Source organism: Chryseobacterium sp. SIMBA_029, assembly GCF_046535275.1.
GTDB lineage: Bacteria > Bacteroidota > Bacteroidia > Flavobacteriales > Weeksellaceae > Chryseobacterium.
In genome coordinates this window covers 1-328 of the sequence record NZ_JAWRXA010000127.1, presented here as the reverse complement: position 1 = coordinate 328, position 328 = coordinate 1, and the positions used below count along the sequence as shown (strand labels likewise).

General features: G+C 37.5%; 1 pseudogene. It reads left to right on the top strand.

Annotated features, from left to right (window positions below):
* Positions 1-328, top strand: a pseudogene (gene pgi / locus SB679_RS23500) (glucose-6-phosphate isomerase); the annotation flags it as partial.

Sequence of the window (328 nt, the reverse complement as noted above, 5' to 3'; positions counted from 1 at the left end):
ATCGGGCTAAGTATCGTATTAGCAGTAGGATATGAAAATTTTGAACAACTGTTAAGAGGTGCCTTTGATACAGATCAACACTTCCAGACTGAAGACTTCTCTGAAAACGTTCCTGTACTAATGGGTCTTTTAGGAATTTGGTATCGTAATTTCTATGCTGCAACAAGCTATGCAATTCTTCCATACTCTCAATATTTAGACCGATTTGCAGCTTATCTTCAACAAGGAGATATGGAAAGCAACGGAAAATGTGTAGATAGAAATGGTGAATTTGTAGAATACGAAACAGGACCAATTATTTGGGGAGAACCAGGTACTAATGGACAAC